We start from the raw sequence: 17061 nt of genomic DNA, 5'->3' as shown, positions 1-17061 counted from the left end.
CTTACGAAGCTTTCAGACAGAAAAGAGAGATACGGACTATGTCCACTGAATCCTCATTCGGCACCATGCGCATCGGCCTTGCCACCACTGATGAGATCCTGAATTGGTCCCACGGCGAGGTGAAGAAGCCGGAGACCATCAACTACCGCACCCTGAAGCCTGAGAAGGACGGGCTCTTCTGCGAGAAGATCTTCGGCCCCTCGAGGGACTGGGAGTGCTACTGCGGCAAGTACAAGCGCGTTCGCTTCAAGGGCATCACGTGCGAACGCTGCGGCGTCGAGGTCACCCGCTCGAAGGTTCGCCGCGAACGCATGGGCCACATCGAGCTCGCCGCACCTGTGACGCACATCTGGTACTTCAAGGGAGTGCCGTCGCGGCTGGGCTACCTGCTCGACCTGGCGCCGAAGGACCTCGAGAAGGTCATCTACTTCGCCGCCTACATGATCACCACGGTCGACGAGGACAAGCGCCACAACGATCTGCCGAACCTTGAGGCAGAGGTGACGCAGGAGGTCAACCACCTGGCCTCCCAGCGCGACGCCGACCTGGCTGCGATCGCCAAGGAGCTCGAGGACGGCCTGGCCGAGCTCGAGGCCGAGGGTGCCAAGGCGCCCGAGAAGAAGAAGCTGCGCGAGGGCAGAGAGAAGCAGATGGCCCAGCTGCGCAAGCGCGCAGATGCTGAGATCGATCAGATCCAGAACACCTGGGACCGCTTCAAGGCCATCAAGGTCGGCGACCTGGAGGGCGACGAGACCCTGTTCCGCGAGATGCGCGCCAAGTACGGCGAGTACTTCGAAGGATTCATGGGCGCCGAAGCCATCAGGCGTCGCCTCGAGACCTTCGACATGGAGGCCGAGGCGGAGTCCCTGCGGGAGACCATCGCCACCGGCAAGGGCCAGCGCAAGACCCGCGCCCTCAAGCGCCTCAAGGTCCTGAACGCCTTCCTCGTCAACGGCAATGCGCCCACCGGAATGGTGCTCGAGGCCGTGCCGGTGATTCCGCCGGAGATCCGGCCCATGGTTCAGCTCGACGGCGGCCGCTTTGCGACCTCCGACCTCAACGACCTGTACCGGCGAGTGATCAACCGCAACAACCGCCTGAAGCGGCTGCTGGACCTCGGGGCCCCTGAGATCATCATCAACAACGAGAAGCGCATGCTCCAGGAGTCAGTGGACTCCTGTTCGACAACGGTCGCCGCGGCCGCCCGGTCACCGGGCCGGGCAACCGCCCGCTCAAGTCGCTCTCCGACATGCTCAAGGGCAAGCAGGGCCGGTTCCGCCAGAACCTGCTGGGCAAGCGCGTCGACTATTCAGGCCGTTCGGTCATCGTGGTCGGCCCGCAGCTGAAGCTGCACGAGTGCGGTCTGCCGAAGCAGATGGCGCTCGAGCTGTTCAAGCCGTTCGTCATGAAGCGTCTGGTGGATCTCAACCACGCTCAGAACATCAAGTCTGCCAAGCGGATGGTGGAGCGCCAGCGGTCCCAGGTCTGGGATGTTCTCGAAGAGGTCATCACCGAGCACCCGGTCCTTCTGAACCGTGCGCCCACTCTGCACCGCCTCGGCATTCAGGCATTCGAGCCGCAGCTCGTGGAGGGCAAGGCTCTGCAGCTGCACCCGCTGGCCTGCACCGCCTTCAACGCGGACTTCGACGGCGACCAGATGGCAGTGCACCTGCCGCTGGGCCCCGAGGCCCAGGCAGAGGCGCGCATCCTGATGCTCTCCTCCAACAACATCCTGAAGCCCTCGGACGGACGGCCCGTGGCCCTGCCTACGCAGGACATGATCATCGGCCTCCATCACCTCACGACTGTCCGTGAGGACGAGGCCGGAGCCGGTCGCGTCTTCTCCAGCGTCGGCGAGGCGTGGATGGCCTATGACCTCCACGACCTGCACCTGAACGCATCGGTGAGGATCGCGGTGGACGGCTTCGTTCCTCTGACGAGGTTCCGGCACCCGAAGGATGGACCGAGGGCTCACCTGCCCTGATCGAGACGACTCTCGGTCAGGTCATCTTCAACGAGCTCCTCCCGGCGGACTACCCCTACCAGGGCAAGGTCGCCGACAAGAAGCAGCTCGGCAACGTGGTCAACGACCTCTCCGAGCGCTACTCCACCGTTCAGGTCGCTCAGACCCTGGACAACCTCAAGGACGCTTAGCTTCTACTGGGCCACGCGCTCGGGAGTGACTGTGGCCATCTCTGACATCACCTCGGACTTCGACAAGGCCGCGATGATGGAGGAGTACGAGGCGCAGGTGGCGAAGGTCGAAGAGGACTTCGGCCTGGGTCTGATGGACCGGGATGAGCGCACCACTGAGCTTCAGGAGATCTGGAACAAGGCAACAGCCGAGATCCAGGACGCCATGATGGCCGGTATGGACAAGCTCAACAACATCAACCGGACCGTGACCTCCGGAGCCCGAGGAAACTGGCACCAGATTCGTCAGATCGCCGGCATCCGTGGCCTGGTGACGAACCCTAAGGGTGAGATCATCGCCCGGCCGATCAAGTCGTCCTACCGCGAAGGGCTAACCGTCCTCGAGTACTTCGTCGCGACCCACGGCGCTCGTAAGGGCCTGGCGGACACCGCTCTGAAGACCGCGAACTCGGGCTACCTGACGCGTCGTCTCGTCGACGTTTCGCAGGATGTCATCGTTCGCGACGAGGACTGCGGAACCTCGCGCGGCGTCACCGTTCCCATCGCTCAGCCGACGGGCCACCGCCACGATCGGCATGGCGCCCACGATGTGCTGGTCAAGTCCGGCCGCACCTACGTCACGGACACTGAGGGTGTGGAGTTCGAGCTGCACGACATGGTGGAGACCTCCGCCTATGCCCGCACGCTGGCCGAGACTGTGGCGGATGAGAACGGTGAGGTGCTGGCTGAGGCTTAGCGCCGAGCTCGGAGATGTGCTCATCGACAAGCTGTTCAAGGCAGGCACGAAGACGATCAAGGTGCGCTCCGTGCTCACCTGCGAGGCTCCCGTGGGAACCTGCGCAGCGTGCTACGGCCGGTCCATGGCGTCGGGCTCACGCGTCGACGTCGGCGAGGCGGTCGGCATCATCGCCGCCCAGTCCATCGGCGAGCCGGGAACGCAGCTCACCATGAGGACCTTCCACTCAGGCGGTGTCGCCTCCGCGGACGACATCACCCAGGGTCTGCCCCGTATCCAGGAGCTCTTCGAAGCACGCTCGCCGAAGGGTGTCGCTCCCATCGCGGAGTCTTCGGGTCGGGTGCGCTTCGAAGAGGATGAGAAGCAGGCTCGCCTGGTTCTCACCCCGGACGACGGCGGGGAGGAGCAGGTCTACCCGATCCTCCGCCGTGCCACCATGCTGATTGACTTGGGCGACAACATGGACCAGTCGGTCCACGTGGACGTGGGCACGCAGCTCACCCGCGGCTCCGTCGACCCCAAGCAGGTCCTTCGGGTGCTCGGCCCACGGGCGGCGCAGAAGTTCCTGGTCGCAGAGGTGCAGGAGGTGTACCAGTCGCAGGGCGTCGACATTCACGACAAGCACGTGGAAGTCATCGTGCGGCAGATGCTGCGTCGCATCACCGTCATCGAGTCCGGTGAGACGGACCTGCTCCCCGGTGAGCTGGCCGACCGGTTCCGCTTCCAGGCCGCCAACAAGGCTGCCTTCGAGGCGAGCAGGAAGCCGGCGTCCGGCCGTGACGAGCTCATGGGCATCACGAAGGCCTCGCTGGCCACCGATTCGTGGCTGTCGGCCGCGTCCTTCCAGGAGACCACCCGGGTCCTGACCCAGGCGGCGATGGAGGGCAAGTCTGACCCGCTGCTCGGGCTCAAGGAGAACGTCATCATCGGTAAGCTCATCCCGGTAAGCACTGGTCTGGACCGGTACGTGCACACCGAGGTGGAGCCCACAGAGGAGGCCAAGGAGAACCTGTTCACAGGCCCGTCCATGTACGGCTCCAGCTTCGACTACGCCGGCGCTGAGGGTGACGCGGAGTTCCACGCGATTCCGCTTGAGGAGTACAACACGGACGTCGACTTCCGCTGACGAGGCAGTCGTTCGATCCCCGCATCGGCGGGGCCGCTCACGCACCGAGTGCCGCGACGCTCAGGCTCCGAAGGAGCTGGGCGCCGCGGCCTCGGCGGGTAAACTTCGCCGTTCGCGTCTACCGACACGAACCTGCTATCGTTGACTCGATTGTTTCTGTGTGGCAAAGGACCCGGTCCGGGTTGCGGGAAAGTGCGCAACGAATGCCACATGTTTTTGTGTCTGCACGCAGACAGGGCAACAGCCCCACGCTGTTCCCCGCAGAGACCTGACCCGGTAAGCACGGCCACAAACCTCTGAACCAATGGAGATCACCTAGTGCCTACTATTCAGCAGCTGGTGCGCAAGGGCCGCGAGCCCAAGCCCACCAAGAACCCAACCCCTGCCCTGAAGGGCAGCCCGATGCGCCGCGGCGTGTGCACACGTGTGTACACGACCACGCCGAAGAAGCCGAACTCGGCACTCCGGAAGGTTGCCCGTGTGCGTCTCGGCGGCGGCGTCGAGGTCACCGCATACATCCCCGGCGAAGGCCACAATCTGCAGGAGCACTCCATCGTGCTCGTTCGCGGCGGCCGTGTGAAGGACCTTCCCGGTGTGCGCTACAAGATCGTCCGCGGCGCCCTCGACACCCAGGGTGTCAAGGGCCGCGGCCAGGCCCGCAGCCGCTACGGCGCGAAGAAGGAGAAGAAGTAATGCCTCGTAAGGGACCCGCGCCGAAGCGCCCTCGTCCAGGATCCTGTTCACGGATCCCCGCTGGTCACCCAGCTGATCAACAAGGTTCTCGTCGACGGCAAGAAGTCCACCGCCGAGCGGATCGTCTACGGAGCCCTCGACGGCGTCGCCTCCAAGAACGGCGAGAACGCTGTGGAGACCCTCAAGACCGCGATGGACAACATCCGCCCGGCGCTCGAGGTTCGCTCCCGCCGCGTCGGCGGCGCCACCTACCAGGTGCCCGTCGAGGTCAAGCCCGGACGCGCCACGGCTCTGGCCCTGCGCTGGCTGGTCGGCTACGCCAAGGACCGCCGCGAGAAGACGATGACCGACCGTCTCATGAACGAGATTCTTGACGCGTCCAATGGGCTCGGGGCAGCAGTCAAGCGCCGCGAGGACACCCATAAGATGGCAGAGGCCAACAAGGCCTTCGCCCACTACCGCTGGTAAGCACTACTTCCAGAAGCAACCACCAAAAGGGGAAAACCGTGGCACAACAAGAGGTGCTCACTGACCTGAAGAAGGTCCGCAACATCGGCATCATGGCACACATCGATGCGGGTAAGACCACCACCACCGAGCGCGTCCTGTTCTACACCGGTCTGAACCACAAGATCGGTGAGACTCACGATGGTGCGTCCACCACGGACTGGATGGATCAGGAGAAGGAGCGCGGCATCACCATCACCTCCGCCGCGGTCACCTGCTTCTGGGAGGACAACCAGATCAACATCATCGACACCCCCGGGCACGTCGACTTCACCGTCGAGGTGGAGCGCGCGCTCCGAGTGCTCGATGGTGCCGTCGCAGTGTTCGACGGCAAAGAGGGTGTGGAGCCGCAGTCTGAGACCGTCTGGCGCCAGGCCGACAAGTACAACGTTCCCCGCATCTGCTTCGTCAACAAGATGGACAAGCTGGGCGCGGACTTCTACTTCACGGTTGACACCATCAAGCAGCGCCTCGGCGCCAAGCCGCTGGTGATGCAGCTGCCGATCGGCTCGGAGTCCGACTTCGTCGGCGTCATCGATGTGCTCCACCAGAAGGCCCTGGTGTGGCCCGGCGACGCCAAGGGCGACGTCACCATGGGTGCCGAGTACGAGACTCGCGAGATCCCTGAGGACCTCAAGGAGCAGGCCGAGGACTACCGCAATGAGCTCATCGAAAGCGTCGCTGAGGCAGACGACGAGCTCATGGACAAGTACCTCAACGGTGAGGAGCTCACCATCGATGAGCTCAAGACCGGAATCCGCAAGCTGACCATCGCAGGCGACGCCTACCCGGTGTTCTGCGGGTCCGCGTTCAAGAACCGTGGGGTCCAGCCGATGCTCGATGCAGTCGTCGACTACCTGCCCTCACCAGCGGACGTCGACTCTATGGAGGGCCACAAGCCTGGCGACGAGGAAGTCGTCCTGACCCGTAAGCCGGGCAAGGACGAGCCGTTCTCGGCGCTGGCGTTCAAGATCGCTGCCCACCCGTTCTTCGGCCAGCTGACCTTCATCCGCGTGTACTCCGGCAAGCTCTCCTCCGGTGCCCAGATCGTCAATTCGACGAAGGGCAAGAAGGAGCGCATCGGCAAGCTCTTCCAGATGCACGCCAACAAGGAGAACCCGGTCGAGGAGATCCAGGCGGGTCACATCTACGCCGTGATCGGGCTCAAGGACACCACCACGGGCGACACTCTGTGCGACCCCAACGAGCAGATCGTTCTGGAGTCCATGAGCTTCCCGGAGCCGGTCATCTCGGTGGCCATCGAGCCGAAGTCCAAGGGTGACCAGGAGAAGCTCTCCACGGCCATCCAGAAGCTCGCGGCCGAGGACCCCACGTTCACCGTGAACCAGAACGAGGAGACCGGCCAGACTGAGATCGGAGGCATGGGCGAGCTGCACCTCGACATCCTCGTCGACCGCATGAAGCGGGAGTTCAAGGTTGAGGCGAACGTCGGCAAGCCGCAGGTCGCCTACCGCGAGACCATCAAGAAGGCTGTTCAGAAGGTCGAGTACACGCACAAGAAGCAGACCGGCGGCTCCGGTCAGTTCGCCAAGGTGATCGTGGACTTCGAGCCGCTCGACACCTCGGGCGAGGAGCTCTACGAGTTCGAGAACGCCGTCACAGGCGGTCGCATCCCTCGCGAATACATCCCTTCGGTCGACTCGGGCATCCACGATGCGATGCAGCTCGGCGTGCTTGCCGGGTACCCGATGGTCGGCGTCAAGGCGCGCCTCACCGACGGCCAGTACCACGACGTCGACTCCTCGGAGATGGCGTTCAAGCTGGCTTAGCTCACAGGTCTTCAAGGAGGGTGCGAAGCGCGCGAACCCCGTGCTCCTCGAGCCCATGATGGCCGTCGAAGTCCGTACCCCGAGGAGTACATGGGGACGTCATCGGCGACCTGAACTCCCGCCGAGGCCAGATCCAGTCCATGGACGACGCTGCTTAAGCGTCAAGGTCATCAAGGCCGGCGTCCCGCTGTCCGAGATGTTCGGCTACATCGGCGAGCTGCGCTCCCGCACCCAGGGCCGCGCGGTCTTCACGATGACCTTCGAGTCCTACGCCGAGGTTCCCAAGGCTGTGGCGGAGGAGATCATCGAAAAGTCACGCGGCGAGTGATAGCTCACTGGTCGGTTTACGTCAATTTCAAGAAACACACCTTCATTTAGTAGACTTTCTGGAGTTTCAGCATGGGACAACCCTGTGCCTGAAAGAAGTCTTCTTCACCAACACGTTCTATAGGAGGAACCTGTGGCCAAGGCAAAGTTCGAGCGGAGCAAGCCGCACCTCAACATCGGCACCATCGGTCACGTCGACCATGGCAAGACCACCCTGACCGCTGCGATCTCGAAGGTTCTGGGCGACAAGTACCCGGACCTGAACGACCAGCGCGACTTCGCCTCGATCGACAACGCTCCTGAGGAGCGCGAGCGCGGCATCACGATCAACGTCTCCCACGTGGAGTACCAGACCGAGAAGCGTCACTACGCACACGTCGACGCTCCCGGCCACGCGGACTACGTGAAGAACATGATCACTGGTGCGGCTCAGATGGACGGCGCGATCCTCGTGGTCGCCGCCACTGACGGCCCGATGGCGCAGACCCGCGAGCACGTGCTGCTCGCCAAGCAGGTCGGCGTCCCCGCTCTGCTGGTCGCCCTGAACAAGGCCGACATGGTGGAGGACGAGGAGCTGCTTGACCTGGTCGAGATGGAGGTCCGTGAGCTGCTCTCGGACCAGGACTACGACGGCGACAACGCACCCGTGATCCGCACCTCAGGGCTGAAGGCTCTTGAGGGCGACGCTGAGTGGGTCAAGACCGTCGAGGACCTGATGGACCAGGTCGACGAGTTCATTCCGGAGCCGGAGCGGGACAAGGACAAGCCGTTCCTCATGCCTATCGAGGACGTCTTCACCATTACCGGCCGCGGCACCGTGGTGACGGGTCGCGCCGAGCGCGGCACGCTGAAGATCAACTCCGAGATCGAGATCCTCGGCATCCGTGACAAGCAGAAGACCACCGTCACCGGCATCGAGATGTTCCACAAGCAGCTCGACGAGGCATGGGCCGGCGAGAACTGCGGTCTGCTGCTTCGCGGTCTGAAGCGCGACGATGTGGAGCGCGGTCAGGTGGTGGCAGCCCCGGCTCCATCACCCCGCACACCAAGTTCGAGGCCAACGTCTACATCCTGTCCAAGGACGAGGGTGGACGCCACAACCCGTTCTACACGAACTACCGTCCGCAGTTCTACTTCCGGACCACTGACGTCACCGGCGTCATCCACCTTCCTGAGGGCACCGAAATGGTGATGCCCGGTGACAACACCGAGATGTCGGTTGAGCTCATCCAGCCCATCGCCATGGAAGAGGGCCTCGGCTTCGCCATCCGTGAGGGCGGCCGCACCGTCGGCTCCGGCAAGGTCACCAAGATCACTCAGTGATTGTGCCTTCCGGGCTGCTCAGGCTGGCCCCGGTGCGGTGAGCATCGGATAACGACCTGAGAGCTGCAAGAGGCCCCGAGCGCCATCAGGTGCTCGGGGCCTCTTGCGTGCCCGGGCTGCGGACGAGGTGCGGCGCACCGAGAGACCCTGACGCGTTCGGAGTTGCGGCGCACCCTCCGGGCGTGGCACTATAGACAAGTTGCTCACCGCCGGGTGCTTGTGTGCCCAGCAGTGCAGCAGAACAGTTCGACAATCCACCCGGCCGCTACCGCGGGTGTTGCTGTGCACTGAGAAGTGCATCGTAAGCGACACGCCCGACCGCGGGGGCCGGAAGCCTTCAGGGAGAGCATCCCGCTGAATCAGCGGATTCGCCCTGTCAGGCCAGGCAAAAACTGCAGAAGGTGTTCACAGCTCTTTGACGGTCGCTCTGCGACCGCCTCTCTGGCGCTGGAGTCCGCATCGTATCTGCAGCCGCGCCCGGCCGCATCGAGGACGTATTGCAAGGACCACAGAGAGGCTCAACGCCATGGCGGGACAGAAAATCCGCATCCGGCTGAAGTCGTACGACCACGAGGTGATCGACACCTCCGCTCGCAAGATCGTCGACACAGTCACGCGCGCAGGCGCCACGGTCGTCGGCCCCGTGCCGCTGCCGACTGAGAAGAACGTCTACGCCGTTATTCGTTCACCTCACAAGTACAAGGACTCACGCGAGCACTTCGAGATGCGCACTCACAAGCGACTCATCGACATCGTCGACCCCACGCCCAAGGCCGTGGACTCGCTGATGCGTCTCGACCTGCCCGCCGATGTCAACATCGAGATCAAGCTCTAAGAGGGAGGTGCCTGAACAATGAGCAACATTTCTCGCGTTGAGCTGCCCGTCAAAGGTCTGCTGGGCACCAAGCTCGGCATGACCCAGGTCTGGGACGAGAACAACAACCTCGTACCCGTGACTGTCATCAAGGCTGACTCCAACGTCATCACACAGGTCCGAACCGCTGAGACGGACGGCTACAGCGCCGTACAGATCGGCTTCGGAGCCATCGACCCCGTCAGGTGACGAAGCCCTTGCGGGCCACTTCGCCAAGGCCGGGGTGACGCCGCGGCGTCACGTCGTCGAGATCCGCACCGCCGACGCATCCGACTACGAGCTCGGCCAGGACCTGAGCGTCGAAGCCTTTGAGGTAAGCCAGAAGGTCGACGTCATCGGCAAGACCAAGGGCAAAGGCTTCGCCGGCGTTATGAAGCGTCACGGCTTCGCTAAACGTCGGGGCATCGCACGGTCAGCACAAGAACCACCGCAAGCCGGGCGCCATCGGTATGGCCGCAACCCCCGGCCGCGTGTTCAAGGGTCTGCGGATGGCCGGAAAAATGGGCAACGCCCGCCACACCACCCACAACCTCACCGTCCACGCCGTGGACGCCGAGAAGGGCCTGCTGTTGCTCAAAGGCGCCGTGCCCGGCGCTCGCGGCGGCACCATCCTCGTCCGCACGGCCGTGAAGGGAGCCTGATCCACATGGCTAAGAAAGTTGCTGTCGATCTCCCCGGCGAGATCTTCGACACTGAGACCAAGCCCGCGCTGATCCACCAGGTTGTGGTGGCCCAGCAGGCGGCGGCCCGCCAGGGCACGAGCAAGGTCAAGACACGTTCAGAGGTCTCTGCGACCACCGCCAAGCCCTTCCGCCAGAAGGGGACCGGCCGTGCCCGTCAGGGCTCAATGATCGCCCCGCACATGATCGGAGGCGGCGTCGCTCACGGACCGACCCCTCGCTCCTATGCACAGCGGACTCCTAAGAAGATGAAGGCAGCGGCCCTGCGCGGTGCGCTGTCTGACCGGGCGCGCAACGGCCGCGTCCACGTCATCGACGCCATCGCTGCTGACGGGCCTTCGACGAAGGTAAGCAAAGATGCGCTTCAGGCAGTCGGAAGTGCCCGGAACTGGCTCGTGGTCATCGGCCGCGGGGAGGACAACGCCGCACTCAGCCTGCGCAATCTGCCCGAGGTGCACACCCTCTACGCGGACCAGCTGAACACCTACGACGTCGTCGTCTCCGACGAGGTCGTGTTCACTCAGGCTTAGCTACGACGCCTTCCTCTCCCACGCTGAAGGCGGACAGAAGGACAAGGAGGAGGCCAAGTGAGCGCCACCATCAATAAGGATCCCCGCGATGTCATCCTCGCGCCGGTGATCTCCGAGAAGTCCTACAACAACATCGACGAGGGCAAGTACACCTTCCTGGTGGCTCCCGGATCGAACAAGACCGAGATCAAATACGCCGTTGAGAAGATCTTCAGCGTCAAGGTCGACAGGGTCAACACGATCAATCGCGAGGGCAAGCGCCGCCGCACCCGCTTCGGCTGGGGCAAGCGCAACGACACCAAGCGCGCGATCATCACCCTCAAAGAGGGATATGCAATCGACATCTTCGGAGGAGCCGCAGCCTGACGGCTGCCGGCACCACTTGATCGAAGGAAGAGCACATGGCAATTCGTAACCTCAAGCCGACCACACCGGGCCAGCGCGGCGCGTCAGTGGCCGACTTCGCAGAGATCACCCGGGACACCCCGGAGAAGTCCCTGCTTCGGCCGCTGACCAAGACGGGCGGCCGCAATGGTCAGGGCAAGATCACCACGCGTCACAAGGGCGGTGGACACAAGCGCCAGTACCGCGTGATCGACTTCCGTCGGTCCGACAAGGACGGCGTTCCCGCCAAGGTCGCTCACATCGAGTACGACCCCAACCGGACCGCACGCATCGCGCTGCTGCACTTCGCAGACGGCACCAAGCGGTACATCCTCGCCCCGGCCAAGCTGAACCAGGGCGACGCTATTGAGTCCGGCCCCAACGCTGACATCAAGCCCGGCAACAACCTGCCCCTGCGGAACATCCCACTGGGCACCGTGATCCACTCGGTGGAGCTCCGTCCCGGAGGCGGAGCAAAGCTGGGACGGTCAGCAGGTGTGGCCATTCAGCTCGTCGCTCGTGAGGGCAAGTACGCGCAGCTGCGCCTGCCCTCGGGCGAAGTGCGGAACGTGGATGTTCGCTGCCGCGCCACTGTCGGCCAGGTCGGCAACGCCGAGCAGTCGAACATCAACTGGGGCAAGGCTTACCGCAACCGCTGGAAGGGCATTCGCCCGACCGTCCGCGGTGTGGTCATGAACCCCGTCGACCACCCGCACGGCGGTGGCGAGGGCAAGACCTCCGGCGGTCGTCACCCTGTCAACCCCAACGGCAAGCCCGAGGGCCGCACTCGTCGTCCCAACAAGGAAAGCGACAAGCTCATCGTGCGTCGCCGTCGTACTAAGAACAAGCGATAGGAGCCTGGAAACATGCCACGCAGCTTGAAGAAGGGCCCTTCGTTGATCAGCACCTGTTCCTCAAGGTTCAGGCTGAGAACGAAAAGGGCACCAAGAATGTCATCAAGACCTGGTCCCGCCGTTCCATGATCATCCCGGACATGCTCGGCCACACCATTGCCGTGCACGATGGGCGTAAGCACATTCCGGTGTTCATCACGGAGTCGATGGTCGGGCACAAGCTCGGCGAGTTCGCTCTGACCCGCACGTTCCGCGGACATGTGAAAGACGACAAGAAGGGCAAGCGCCGCTGAGCGGGGCTGCACTTCAGGAAAGAAGGAGAGCAATGGAAGCCAAGGCAATTGCGCGCTACCTGCGTGTGACGCCTATGAAGGCCCGGCGCGTCGTCGACCTTGTCCGCGGCAAGCAGGCCAACGAGGCGCTGGCTATTCTTCAGTTCGCCCCAGGGGCTTCTGAGCCGGTGTACAAGGTGGTTGCGTCAGCGCTGGCCAACGCACGTCAGCACGCTGACCGTGCGGGCACGGCGTTCAACGAAGACGACTACGTCATCACTGAGGCGCGCGTGGACGAGGGGCCGACCATGAAGCGGTTCCGCCCCCGTGCCCAGGGACGCGCCTTCCGCATCAACAAGCGCACCAGCCACGTGACCATCGTGGTCGGCACAGAAGAGAAAGGTGGGGATCAGTAGTGGGACAGAAGATCAACCCCAATGGTTTCCGTCTGGGCATCACCACTGACCACGTCACTCGCTGGTACGCCGACTCCAACAAAGCGGGTCAGCGGTACAAGGACTACGTCAAGGAAGATGCTCAGATTCGGGAGCTGCTCGAGAAGAGCGTCGAACGAGCAGGCATCTCCCGCGTGGAGATTGAGCGCACTCGCGACCGGGTTCGTGTGGACATCCACACCGCTCGGCCGGGCATCGTCATCGGTCGCCGCGGCGCCGAGGCGGACCGCATCCGCGGTCAGCTCGAGAAGCTCACGAACAAGCAGATCCAGCTGAACATCCTCGAGGTGAAGAACCCCGAAACAGATGCTCAGCTCGTCGCCCAGGGCGTCGCCGAGCAGCTTGCTGCCCGTGTCGCCTTCCGCCGCGCTATGAAGAAGGCGATTCAGTCCGCCATGCGCTCCGGCGCAAAGGGCATCCGGATCCAGTGTGCCGGACGGCTCGGCGGTGCTGAGATGTCCCGCTCCGAGTTCTACCGCGAGGGCCGCGTTCCTCTGCACACACTCCGGGCGAACATCGACTTCGGCAAGCACGAGGCGAAGACGACCTTCGGCCGCATCGGTGTGAAGGTCTGGGTCTACAAGGGTGACCTCACCGCCAAGGAACTCGCTGCGCAGCAGGCCTCGCAGCCGTCCGGCCGCGGCGGTGCCCGCGGCGGCCGCAACGAGCGCGGCGGTGAGCGCCGTCGTCGTGGCGGCGGACGTCGCGACGAGGCCTCCGCAGCACCTGCCGCAGAAGGAGGGCAGAACTGATGCTGATGCCAAAGCGCGTCAAGTTCCGCAAGCCGCACAAGCCTAAGCGCAGCGGCATGGCCAAGGGCGGCACTGAGCTGGCCTTCGGCGAGTACGGCATCCAGGCGATGGCCCCGGCCTACGTGACGAACCGTCAGATCGAGTCGGCCCGTATCGCTATGACCCGTTACATCAAGCGTGGCGGAAAGGTCTGGATCAACATCTATCCGGACCACCCCTCACCAAGAAGCCTGCCGAAGTCCGCATGGGCTCCGGCAAGGGTTCGCCCGAGTGGTGGGTCGCCAACGTCAAGCCCGGACGCGTCATGTTCGAGCTTTCCGGTGTCAGCGAAGAGGTGGCCAAGGAGGCCCTCCGTCTGGCAATCCACAAGCTGCCTATGAAGGCACGCGTCATCAGCCGAGAGAGTGGTGAGTGAAATGGCAGTCGGATCTAAGGACCTGACCGTGGAGAAGCTTGCCAACATGGAGGCTTCAGAGCTTGCCGAGCACCTTCGTGGTGCTAAGGAGGAGCTGTTCAACCTCCGTTTCCAGCACGCCACCGGGCAGCTGGAGAACTCGGCTCGCCTCAAGGCCGTCAAGCGAGACATTGCGCGCATCTACACGGTGCTGCGCGAGCGTGAGCTTGGTATCCGTGAAGGTGCAGCTGAGGCCGAGAAGGAGACTGAGGACTGAGCATGAGCAAGCAGAACACTACGGCCGCAGCGCCCGCCAACAAGGCGCAGAGCGATGCAGCCTCCGAGCGCAACTACCGCAAGAACCTTCGCGGTGTCGTCGTCTCCGACAAGATGGAGAAGACGATCGTCGTTGAGGTCGAGGACCGCAAGAAGCACTCCCTCTACGGGAAAGTGATGAAGCGGCACACCAAGTTCAAGGCCCACGACGAGAACGGCGAGGCTGGGATCGGGGACACTGTCCAGATCTCCGAGACTCGCCCCCTCTCCGCCACCAAGCGGTGGCGCCTGGTGAAGGTCGTCGAAAAGGCGAAGTAGCAGCATCCAAGAAAAAGGGACCAGCCCCGCGTTTTGGGGTTTGGTCCCTTTTTCTGTATGATAATGAAGTTGTGCGCCCGTGTGCGTTGGTTTCGATTCGATTCCGCCGCGGACAGCGCACGTCTCCCAGCGCCGCCTCGGCCAGTGACAGGACCTGGAGCTCACTCTCCAGATCCAAAGATCGACTCACGTCGTTCTGGCTCACTGGGAAAGCGGCGGGAGAGAACGCCCGTATTTCTATATGTTCCACCAGGCTCGCGCTCGCGTGAGGACCAGTAGGACGGCAGGAGAAACCACGTGATTCAGCAGGAATCGCGGCTCAAGATCGCTGACAACACCGGTGCCAAGGAAATCCTTGTCATTCGCGTGCTCGGCGGTTCAGGACGCCGCTATGCAGGTATTGGCGACACATTCGTCGCCACCGTAAAAGACGCCATTCCAGGCGGAAATGTCAAGAAGGGCGACGTCATCAAAGCGGTCGTCGTCCGTTCGAAGAAGAAGACCCGTCGCAATGACGGCTCGTACATCTCCTTCGACGAGAACGCCGCCGTCATTCTCAAGGGTGACAGTCAGGACCCACGCGGAACCCGTATCTTCGGTCCCGTCGGTCGTGAGCTTCGCGACAACAAGTTCATGAAGATCGTCTCCCTGGCTCCGGAGGTGCTGTAGACCATGGCAGCAAAGATCAAGAAGGACGACCTCGTCCAGGTGCTCGCTAAGCAAGGACAAGGGCAAGCAGGGCAAGGTGCTCGAGGTTCTTCCCAAGCGCGACCGCGTGGTCGTCGAAGGGGTCAACCGCATGAAGCGGCACCTCCGCGCCTACCAGTTCGGCAGCACTGAGGGGGCATCGTCGAGTCCGAGGCGGCCATCCACGTCTCGAACGTGGCTGTGGTCGACCCTGAGACCGGCAAGCCGACCCGCGTCGGGTTCCGCATGGAAGACGCGGACGGCGAGACCACGAAGGTCCGCTACGCCAAGGCCTCCGGGAAGGAGCTGTCATGACTGAGACCGTCAACGAGTCCGCCATCGTCCCTCGCCTGAAGGGCAAATACCGCGATGAGATTCGCGGATCCCTCCAGGAGGAGTTCAAGTACTCCAACGTGATGCAGGTTCCCGGCCTGGTCAAGGTGGTCGTGAACATGGGTGTCGGCGAGGCTGCTCGCGACTCCAAGCTCATCGACGGCGCCGTGACCGACCTGACCAGCATCACCGGTCAGAAGCCCAAGGTCACGCGGGCACGCAAGTCCATCGCGCAGTTCAAGCTGCGCGAGGGCCAGCCCATCGGGACTCACACGACTCTCCGCGGAGACCGCATGTGGGAGTTCGTAGACCGTCTGGTGACATTCGCGCTGCCGCGCATCCGCGACTTCCGCGGCCTGAGCCCCAAGCAGTTCGACGGCAACGGCAACTACACCTTCGGTCTGAACGACCAGTCGGTCTTCCACGAGATCGACCAGGACAAGATCGACCGTCCGCGCGGTATGGACATCACACTGGTGACCACTGCAGCGACTGACGAGGAAGGCCGCGCACTGCTTCGCGCACTCGGCTTCCCTTCAAGCAGGACTGACTACCTTACGAAGAACGACGTCGTAGGTCCCTCACTAGAGCTCGACTCCGGAGAGGGAGAAACCGCGGCGAGGAAGGGCACAAGCCCAATATGACGATGACCGATCCTGTCGCAGACATGCTGACGCGTCTGCGCAACGCCAACTCGGCCTTCCACGATCAGGTGTCCATGCCCAGCTCCAAGCTGAAGGTGCGGATCGCCGACATTCTGAAGGCTGAGGGCTACATCACCGACTGGCGCGAGGACGAGGCCGAAGTCGGCAAGACCCTCGTAATCGACCTGAAGTTCGGTCCGAACCGTGAGCGTTCGATTGCTTACCTGCGCCGGATCTCGAAGCCCGGCCTCCGGGTCTACGCGAAGTCCACCAACCTCCCGCACGTGCTGGGCGGCCTGGGCATCGCGATCCTGTCCACATCCTCCGGTCTTCTGACTGACCGGCAGGCTTACAAGAAGGGCGTGGGCGGAGAAGTCCTCGCCTACGTCTGGTAACCGGAAGGAGCGCACCAGAAATGTCACGTATTGGTCGACTTCCGATCACCATTCCATCAGGCGTCGAGGTCACGATGAACGGCCGCGAGGTCGCAGTCAAAGGACCCAAGGGAGAGCTCTCCCGTACGCTCGCTCAGGGCATCATCGTGGAGATCGAGGACAGCACCGTCACGGTGAGCCGTCCCGACGACTCCCGCGAGGCCCGCTCGCTGCACGGCCTCACCCGCACCCTGATCAACAACATGATCATCGGTGTGACCGACAGCTTCACCAAGAAGCTTGAGATCGTCGGCACCGGCTACCGGGTGCAGGCCAAGGGCAACGACCTTGAGTTTGCCCTGGCTACTCCCACCCCGTCCCGATCAAGGCCCCTGAGGGGATCACCTTCACGGTCGAGGGTGCCAACAAGCTGGCCGTCACAGGCATCGACAAGCAGCAGGTCGGCGAGGTCGCCGCAAACATCCGCAAGCTGCGCCGCCCTGACCCGTACAAGGGCAAGGGCGTGCGCTACGAGGGCGAGCAGCTTCGCCGCAAGGCCGGAAAGGCAGGTAAGTAAT

The 17061-nt window shown here is 63.3% G+C and carries 11 protein-coding genes and 10 pseudogenes; all 21 read left to right on the top strand.

Going from position 1 to position 17061, the window contains the following annotated elements:
- Window positions 1–38 precede the first annotated feature (38 nt).
- The 21 genes and pseudogenes from rpoC (at window position 39) to rplF (ending at window position 17060) form a co-directional block, all read left to right on the top strand.
- A pseudogene (rpoC, locus tag K0H76_RS18210) lies at window positions 39–4016 on the top strand (DNA-directed RNA polymerase subunit beta').
- A 318-nt stretch (window positions 4017–4334) separates the two neighbouring features.
- Window positions 4335–4709, top strand: a complete 375-nt coding sequence (gene rpsL / locus K0H76_RS18205) for a 30S ribosomal protein S12 (protein ID WP_146340961.1) — start codon at window positions 4335–4337, stop codon at window positions 4707–4709.
- Window positions 4709–5177: pseudogene (gene rpsG, locus K0H76_RS18200) on the top strand (30S ribosomal protein S7). Before rpsL ends, rpsG begins: the two are co-directional and overlap by 1 nt.
- A gap of 92 nt (window positions 5178–5269) precedes the next feature.
- Window positions 5270–7334: pseudogene (fusA, locus tag K0H76_RS18195) on the top strand (elongation factor G).
- A 132-nt stretch (window positions 7335–7466) separates the two neighbouring features.
- A pseudogene (tuf, locus tag K0H76_RS18190) lies at window positions 7467–8656 on the top strand (elongation factor Tu).
- 526 nt (window positions 8657–9182) lie between these two features.
- Entirely contained in the window at window positions 9183–9491 is a 309-nt protein-coding gene (gene rpsJ / locus K0H76_RS18185) for a 30S ribosomal protein S10 (protein ID WP_022871716.1), read from the top strand.
- 18 nt (window positions 9492–9509) lie between these two features.
- Window positions 9510–10171: pseudogene (gene rplC, locus K0H76_RS18180) on the top strand (50S ribosomal protein L3).
- A 5-nt stretch (window positions 10172–10176) separates the two neighbouring features.
- A pseudogene (gene rplD, locus K0H76_RS18175) lies at window positions 10177–10801 on the top strand (50S ribosomal protein L4).
- The gene (rplW, locus tag K0H76_RS18170) at window positions 10798–11106 is read left to right on the top strand and encodes a 50S ribosomal protein L23 (protein WP_146340967.1); all 309 of its coding nucleotides are present in this window, start codon (window positions 10798–10800) and stop codon (window positions 11104–11106) included. Before rplD ends, rplW begins: the two are co-directional and overlap by 4 nt.
- Window positions 11107–11141: 35 nt before the next feature.
- Window positions 11142–11978: a 50S ribosomal protein L2 gene (rplB, locus tag K0H76_RS18165; protein WP_258933898.1), complete on the top strand. Its 837-nt coding sequence runs from the start codon at window positions 11142–11144 to the stop codon at window positions 11976–11978.
- On the top strand, window positions 11975–12271 hold the full coding sequence (gene rpsS / locus K0H76_RS18160) for a 30S ribosomal protein S19 (RefSeq protein WP_258935469.1): 297 nt from the start codon (window positions 11975–11977) through the stop codon (window positions 12269–12271). Before rplB ends, rpsS begins: the two co-directional genes overlap by 4 nt.
- Window positions 12272–12303: 32 nt before the next feature.
- On the top strand, window positions 12304–12666 hold the full coding sequence (rplV, locus tag K0H76_RS18155) for a 50S ribosomal protein L22 (RefSeq protein WP_258933897.1): 363 nt from the start codon (window positions 12304–12306) through the stop codon (window positions 12664–12666).
- Window positions 12666–13457, top strand: a complete 792-nt coding sequence (rpsC, locus tag K0H76_RS18150; RefSeq protein WP_146340971.1) for a 30S ribosomal protein S3 — start codon at window positions 12666–12668, stop codon at window positions 13455–13457. The genes rplV and rpsC overlap by 1 nt, the downstream gene beginning before the upstream one ends.
- Window positions 13457–13872 (top strand): annotated as a pseudogene (rplP, locus tag K0H76_RS18145) (50S ribosomal protein L16). The gene rpsC and the pseudogene rplP overlap by 1 nt, the downstream one beginning before the upstream one ends.
- 46 nt (window positions 13873–13918) lie before the next feature.
- Window positions 13919–14128: a 50S ribosomal protein L29 gene (gene rpmC / locus K0H76_RS18140; protein WP_246836355.1), complete on the top strand. Its 210-nt coding sequence runs from the start codon at window positions 13919–13921 to the stop codon at window positions 14126–14128.
- A gap of 2 nt (window positions 14129–14130) precedes the next feature.
- Window positions 14131–14445: a 30S ribosomal protein S17 gene (gene rpsQ / locus K0H76_RS18135; protein WP_146340974.1), complete on the top strand. Its 315-nt coding sequence runs from the start codon at window positions 14131–14133 to the stop codon at window positions 14443–14445.
- Window positions 14446–14742: 297 nt separating this feature from the next.
- The gene (rplN, locus tag K0H76_RS18130; protein ID WP_146340975.1) at window positions 14743–15114 is read left to right on the top strand and encodes a 50S ribosomal protein L14; all 372 of its coding nucleotides are present in this window, start codon (window positions 14743–14745) and stop codon (window positions 15112–15114) included.
- 3 nt (window positions 15115–15117) lie between these two features.
- Window positions 15118–15447: pseudogene (gene rplX / locus K0H76_RS18125) on the top strand (50S ribosomal protein L24).
- Window positions 15444–16016: pseudogene (rplE, locus tag K0H76_RS18120) on the top strand (50S ribosomal protein L5); the annotation flags it as partial. The pseudogenes rplX and rplE, both read left to right, overlap by 4 nt.
- 89 nt (window positions 16017–16105) lie before the next feature.
- On the top strand, window positions 16106–16504 hold the full coding sequence (gene rpsH / locus K0H76_RS18115) for a 30S ribosomal protein S8 (protein WP_258933896.1): 399 nt from the start codon (window positions 16106–16108) through the stop codon (window positions 16502–16504).
- 20 nt (window positions 16505–16524) lie between these two features.
- Window positions 16525–17060, top strand: a pseudogene (gene rplF, locus K0H76_RS18110) (50S ribosomal protein L6).
- Window position 17061: the final 1 nt, after the last annotated feature.

This window comes from Nesterenkonia pannonica, from assembly GCF_019575955.1.
In the GTDB taxonomy this organism is placed as follows: domain Bacteria; phylum Actinomycetota; class Actinomycetes; order Actinomycetales; family Micrococcaceae; genus Nesterenkonia; species Nesterenkonia pannonica.
The sequence above is the reverse complement of the archived record's forward strand: the minus strand, read 5'-3'. Positions and strand labels throughout refer to the sequence as shown.